General features: G+C 75.1%; 4 protein-coding genes. All 4 read left to right on the plus strand.

The window, feature by feature from the left end:
• Nucleotides 1-366 (plus strand): beta-propeller fold lactonase family protein (locus tag HW445_RS29965; RefSeq protein WP_180223954.1); only part of this gene is annotated, 366 nt, incomplete at its 5' end.
• An 88-nt stretch (nt 367-454) separates the two neighbouring features.
• Entirely contained in the window at nt 455-916 is a 462-nt protein-coding gene (locus tag HW445_RS29970; RefSeq protein ID WP_180223955.1) for a universal stress protein, read from the plus strand.
• A gap of 140 nt (nt 917-1056) precedes the next feature.
• Nucleotides 1057-1314 (plus strand): hypothetical protein, encoded by a 258-nt coding sequence (locus HW445_RS29975; RefSeq protein WP_151774746.1) that lies wholly within the window; start codon nt 1057-1059, stop codon nt 1312-1314.
• A 49-nt stretch (nt 1315-1363) separates the two neighbouring features.
• On the plus strand, nt 1364-1706 hold a 343-nt coding region (locus tag HW445_RS29980), incomplete at its 3' end, for a DMT family transporter (RefSeq protein WP_180223956.1).

Raw genomic sequence — 1706 nt, forward strand, 5'->3', positions numbered from 1 at the left:
GCGAGCGGGGACCTGCGGCCGGTGGGCGAGTTCCCGCTCGGCCCGGACGGGGCCGGGGAGCACGCGCAGCCGTCCGCCCCCGTCGTCTCCCTCGACGGCCGCCGCCTGTGGGCGGCGGTGCGCGGCACGGACACCGTCGTGGTGCTCGCGGTGGACGAGGACGGCGAGCGGCTGGAGTTCCTCACGTCGGTCCCGTGCGGCGGTTCGTGGCCGCGCGACCTGGTGCTGCACCCGTCCGGCGACCGGCTCTACGCGGCCAACGAGCGCTCGGGGGACGTGACCTGGTTCGACATCGACGCGGAGGGGGTGCCGCGGCGGGCCGGAGCCCTCGACGTCCCCGCGGCCTCCAGCGTCCTGTTCGTGTGAGGGAGCCGGCCACCGGCCGGAAATGTACTGTTTGCCACCTCATGACACGTCGTCCGGCGGCGACCGTCCGCCGGGGCGAGGAGGAGCGATGGCTGACCTGCGGGAGCAACCGGGCCGCATCGTGGTCGGGGTCGACGGTTCGGAGCCGTCGAGGCAGGCCCTGCGGTGGGCGGCGCGTCAGGCGCGGCTCACCGCGGGCGTCGTCGTGGCGGTGAGCGCCTGGGACATCCCGAACTACTACGGCAGCCTGGGCTGGCTGCCCCCGCCGACCGGCGACGCGGCGGCGCTCGAGGAACGCGCGCGGGCGGAGCTGGAGAGGACCGTCGGGGAGGTCCTGGGCACCCGGCCGCCGGTCGAGGTCCGCACCGAGGTGCGGCACGACACCGCGGCCGGCGCGCTGATCGCCGCCTCCCGGGACGCGGACCTGCTGGTGGTCGGCAACCGGGGGCTCGGCGGTTTCTCCGGGCTGCTGCTGGGGTCGGTGTCGCAGCACTGCGTCCAGCACGCCGCCTGCCCGGTGCTGGTGATCCGTCACGGTGACACCGGGTGACCGCGTTTCACACTCCGTGTGAGCCGGGGGTGCGCATATGCCAGCCGCACACTCTTCCGCTCCCCGGGCGGGCGCTGTTGACTGCCGGTACGGCGATCGGCCGGTGGAGGCCGGACGTCGGCGAGCGAAGGGAGCACACGGTGAACACCACCCCCGAACCGCCGGTGGTGCACAAGGAGGTGGCCGAGCTGCGCCGCAGCTGCGACGTGGCGCAGGCCCGCGTCGACGGCGGGCTGGCCCTGCTCGGTCATCGCGCCGAGGAGACGGCGAAGGAGCTGGACGCGCTCGCCGCCCGGGTGACCGCGCTGGAACGCAACCGCTGGCCGCTGCGCGCGGTGGCGACCCTGGCGTCCGTCGGGGCTCTGGCACTGGCGCTCTGGCAGGCGCTGGCCCGCTGACAACCCCCCGACTGCCCGCCGCACCACGCGCGCGGAGCCGACCGCCCCGATGATGGTGCGGGTGATCAGTGTTCTCTTCGCCGTCCTGACCGCGCTGAGCAACGCGACGGCGACGGTGTTCCAGCGCCAGGCGGCCCGGAAGATCCCCGACGAGCAGGCGATGCGGCTGTCGCTCTTCGGGCGGCTGCTGCGCCAGAAGGTGTGGCTGGCGGGCATCGGCCTGGTGATCGTGGCCGCCGTCTGCCAGGCGGTGGCCCTGTCCACCGGCCCCATCGCGCTGGTCCAGCCCATCTTCGTGCTGGAGCTGCCGGCGACGCTGCTGATCGCCGGGCTGCTCACCCGCACCGCGGTGCGGCCCCGCCTGTGGGCGGGCGTGGCCGCGGTGACGTGGC

The organism is Streptomyces sp. UH6 (genome assembly GCF_013421635.1).
In the GTDB taxonomy this organism is placed as follows: Bacteria; Actinomycetota; Actinomycetes; order Streptomycetales; family Streptomycetaceae; genus Streptomyces; species Streptomyces abyssomicinicus.